This is a genomic window from Rhodovulum sp. (genome assembly GCF_011048875.1).
Classification (GTDB): Bacteria; Pseudomonadota; Alphaproteobacteria; order Rhodobacterales; family Rhodobacteraceae; genus Rhodovulum; species Rhodovulum tesquicola.
In genome coordinates this window covers 1-4022 of record NZ_DSDD01000222.1, presented here as the reverse complement: position 1 = coordinate 4022, position 4022 = coordinate 1, and the positions used below count along the sequence as shown (strand labels likewise).

General features: G+C 69.7%; 5 protein-coding genes and 1 pseudogene. 1 reads left to right on the top strand and 5 read right to left on the bottom strand.

Annotation, left to right across the window (positions count from 1 at the left end; translation table 11 throughout):
• From ENN83_RS07685 to ENN83_RS07665, 5 genes are all read right to left on the bottom strand, one after another.
• On the bottom strand, positions 1-631 hold a 631-nt coding region (locus ENN83_RS07685), incomplete at its 3' end, for a molybdopterin molybdotransferase MoeA (protein WP_287185693.1).
• The gene (gene moaC / locus ENN83_RS07680) at positions 628-1107 is read right to left on the bottom strand and encodes a cyclic pyranopterin monophosphate synthase MoaC (protein WP_287185692.1); all 480 of its coding nucleotides are present in this window, start codon (positions 1105-1107) and stop codon (positions 628-630) included. The genes ENN83_RS07685 and moaC, both read right to left, overlap by 4 nt.
• Positions 1107-1916 (bottom strand): indole-3-glycerol phosphate synthase TrpC, encoded by an 810-nt coding sequence (gene trpC / locus ENN83_RS07675; RefSeq protein ID WP_287185690.1) that lies wholly within the window; start codon positions 1914-1916, stop codon positions 1107-1109. The genes moaC and trpC overlap by 1 nt, the downstream gene beginning before the upstream one ends.
• Positions 1913-2932 carry an anthranilate phosphoribosyltransferase gene (trpD, locus tag ENN83_RS07670; RefSeq protein WP_287185689.1) on the bottom strand — a complete coding sequence of 340 codons (1020 nt, stop codon included), beginning with the start codon at positions 2930-2932 and terminating at the stop codon, positions 1913-1915. Before trpD ends, trpC begins: the two co-directional genes overlap by 4 nt.
• Positions 2929-3510, bottom strand: a complete 582-nt coding sequence (locus tag ENN83_RS07665; protein WP_287185687.1) for an anthranilate synthase component II — start codon at positions 3508-3510, stop codon at positions 2929-2931. Before ENN83_RS07665 ends, trpD begins: the two co-directional genes overlap by 4 nt.
• A gap of 154 nt (positions 3511-3664) precedes the next feature.
• Between ENN83_RS07665 and ENN83_RS07660 the strand changes: the two are divergent.
• A pseudogene (locus ENN83_RS07660) lies at positions 3665-4022 on the top strand (hypothetical protein); the annotation flags it as partial.

Sequence of the window (4022 nt, the reverse complement as noted above, 5' to 3'; positions counted from 1 at the left end):
TGCCGCCCTCGGCCTCGACCATGGCCTTGAGCCCGAAACCGTTGGACGCGACGATCTGATCGGGGCCCGGCACCTCGCCCGGCATCACCAGCTCGTCGCCGGTGGCGATGATCGCGACATCGGCGCGGCGGTGGACGGGCAGGGCGGGCAGGTTCATCGCCGCGGCCAGCGCCAGATCGGCCGGGCGCAAGCGGCGCGGCGCGCTCAGGGTGTCACCCGCGGCAAAATCGGCGCCAGCGGGGAGGATATTGGTGCCGTGGTCCAGTCGGTCGCCCAGCGTGATCCGCTCGCCCGTGCGGGTCACATCCTCCTGGATCACGACGCGCGCGGCGCCTTGCGGGACAGGGGCGCCGGTGAAGATGCGCACCGCCTGCCCGGGGGCCAGCGCGCCGACGAACCCCTCGCCCGCGCGAGAGGTGCCGATCACGTCCAGCGTGGCGCCGGGCCGGGCATCGGGCTCGGCGATGGCATAGCCATCCATCGCCGAGGTGTCGAAGGGCGGCTTGGTCAGGCGGGCGGCGACCGGGCGTGCCAGAACGCGGCCCGCGGCTTGGGCCAGCGGAACCTCCTCGACCGGCAGGGGTGCGACCAGGGCGCAGACCCGAGCCAGTGCCTCTTCGACCGAAATCATTTCTGTGCCTCGTAGCGACCGGACTTGCCGCCCTCCCTAAGGGTCAGGCGGATGCCGCCGATCTCCATGCCCTTTTCGGCGGCCTTGAGCATGTCATAGATCGTGAGCGCCGCGACCGAAACGGCGGTCAGCGCCTCCATCTCGACGCCGGTCTGGCCGGTGGTCCGCACGGTCGCGGCGATGCGGATGCCGGGCAGGGCGGGATCCGGGGTCAGGTCGAGCGCGATGCGGGTGATCGGCAGCGGGTGGCAAAGCGGGATCAGCGACGCGGTCTGCTTGGCGCCCATGATGCCCGCCAGCCGGGCAACGCCCAGGACATCGCCCTTGTTCGCCAGGCCTTGCCGCACGATATCAAGGGTTTGCGAGGCCATCCTCACCCACCCCTCGGCCACCGCAAGCCGGGCGGTCGCGGGCTTGTCGGACACGTCGACCATATGGGCATGGCCCTCGGCGTCGAAATGGGTGAGTCCCGCCATCACTGAAGGCCCATCGAGGGGTTGGCCAGCAAGGCGCGGGTCGCCGCGGTGACATCGGGCTGGCGCATCAGGCTTTCGCCGATCAGGAAGCTGCGCACGCCGAAGCGCACCATGTCGGCCAGATCGGCGGGGGTGTTCAGCCCGGACTCACTGACGATCTGGCGGCCCTCGGGCACCCGTCGGGCAAGCTGGCGCGTTGTCTCAAGAGAGGTCTCGAAAGTATTGAGATCGCGGTTGTTTATGCCAATCAGGGGAGATTTCAGATTGCAGGCGCGCTCCAGTTCCCCGGCATCGTGGACCTCGATCAGCGCATCCATGCCCCAGTGCCGCGCGGCGTCCTCCAGCTCTGCTGCCTGGGCATCCGAGACGCTGGCCATGATGATCAGGATGCAGTCCGCCCCCAGCGCGCGTGCCTCGGCGACCTGATAGGGGTCATACATGAAATCCTTGCGCAGACAGGGCAGTTTGACCGCGTCATGCGCCTGGGTCAGGTAGTCCTTCGCCCCCTGGAAGGACGGCGTGTCGGTCAGCACCGACAGGCAGGTGGCGCCGCCCTCGGCATAGGCGCGGGCCAGCGCCGCGGGGTCGAAATCGGCGCGGATCAGCCCCTTGGAGGGGCTGGCCTTCTTGATCTCGGCGATCAGCCCATACCCCTCGCGCGCGGCCTTGTGCAGGGCGGCGGCAAAGGGGCGGACGGGCGGCGCGGCCCGGGCCGCGGCCTCGACCTCCGCCAGCGGGCGCGCGGCCTTGTCGGCGGCGATCTCACCCAGCTTGTAGGCCTTGATACGGTCGAGGATGGTTGCGCTCATGCCGCCTCCGAGGTGATCTGCGCCAGCCCTTGAACCTTGGCGCGGGCCTTGCCGCTGTCGATGCTTTCGCACGCCATGTCAACGCCTTCGCACAGGGTCTTCGCGTGGCCTGCGACGAGAAGGGCGGCGGCGGCATTGTAAAGCGCCGCGTCGCGATAGGCCGACCGCTCGCCATCGAGCAGCGCGGCCAGCGCGCGGGCATTGTGTTCGGGCGTGCCGCCCAGGATGTCCTCGAACGGGTGCTCGGGCAGGCCGGCCTCTTCGGGGTGCAGTTCGCGCTCGATGACCGCGCCGTTTTCCAGCATGGCGACGAAGGAGATGCCCGAGATCGACAATTCGTCGGTGCCATCGCCGCCATGGACAAGCCATGCCGCTTCGGACCCCAGCGCGGCCAGCGTCTCGGCCATGGGCCGGATCAGCGTCCGCGAGAACGCGCCGGTCAGTTGCCGCCTGACACCGGCGGGGTTGGTCAGCGGCCCGAGGATGTTGAAGATCGTCCGCGTGCCGAGTTCCGCGCGGGTCGGGCCGACATGGGCCATCGCGGGATGGTGCATCGGCGCCATCATGAAACAGATACCGACCTCTTTCAAAGCCTTTTCAACGATTTCCGGGCCGATCATCACATTGATGCCCATCTGGGACAGGGCATCCGCCGCACCCGATTTGGAGCTGAGATTGCGGTTGCCATGTTTGGCCACCGGCACGCCCGCACCCGCCACCACGAAGGCCGCCGCGGTCGAGATGTTCAGCGTGCCCTTGCCGTCGCCGCCCGTTCCGACGATGTCCATCGCGCCCTCGGGGGCGGTGACCTTGCGGCATTTCGACCGCATCACGGCGGCGGCGGCGGCGAATTCGTCCACCGTCTCGCCGCGCGTGCGCAGCGCCATCAGCAGGCCGCCGATCTGGCTGGGGGTCGCCTCGCCCTCGAACAGCGCCTCGAACGCGACCTGCGCCTCCTCCCTTGTCAGCGGGCGGTCGGCGGCGATGCCGATCAGCGGCCTCAACTCGTCGCTCATGCCGGTTCCTTCACCGTTTGCAGGAAGTTGCCCAGCAGCGCGTGACCATGTTCGGACGCGATGCTTTCGGGATGGAACTGCACCCCGTGGATCGGCAACGTGCGGTGGCGCAGGCCCATGATCGTGCCATCGGCAAGCCAGGCATTCGCCACGAGGCAGTCGGGCAGGGTTTCGCGCTCGACGATCAGGGAATGGTAGCGCGTCGCGTTGAAAGGCGAGGGCAGGCCCGCGAAAACGCCGGTGGCGTCGTGCTCGATCCGGCCCGTCTTGCCATGCACGATCTCGCCCGCGCGCACGACGCGGCCGCCGAATGCCTCGCCGATGGTCTGGTGGCCGAGGCAGACGCCCAGCAGCGGCGTTGCGGTCTCGGCGGCGGCGCGGGTCAGCGCGAGGCAGATCCCCGCCTGCGCCGGATCGCATGGGCCGGGCGAGAGGATGATCGCGGACGGGTTCAGCGCCATCGCCTGCTGCACGTCCATCGCATCGTTGCGCACGACGCGCGTCTCGGCGCCCAGCTCGCCCAGGTAATGGACGAGATTCCAGGTGAAGCTGTCGTAATTGTCGATCAGTAGCAGCATGGTCGCGCCAGAAGCGAAAGAGGGTGAACCCGGGTGCGGGTCGGGCTATACATGCTCAGAGCGATGCGCCCCGGTCAAGGGGCGGCAGTGCGGGCAAATCCCGCGCGAGGCAGAAGGCAAGAGGCGCAAGGCCAAAACCCTGAAGGAGCACGGCATGGGCAGGGGACTGTTCGGCGGGATTGTCTGGGGCATCGTCCTGAGTGGCTTGGTGCTGGTCGTGCTGGCGCTGGTCGGCCCGCCGCCGACCCGGCCGGGCGAGGCCCCGGTGCCGCCGCGGGCCGGCCGCCCCGAGGCGCCGCCGTCGCAGACAAGACCGCCCGAGGCCGCACCGGAAACCGCGCCGCCCGCCGCTGCGGAGCGTCCCGGCGCCCTTGCGCGCCCCGAGCCCTCCCGTGCGCCCGCCACCGATATCGAGCTTCCGCCCGGATCGGAGTTCAACCGCAGGCCGCCCGACCGCGAGGCCAGCCTGCCCAGGGCCGATGAAGGCCGCCGCGGTGCGCCGCCCATGCGCG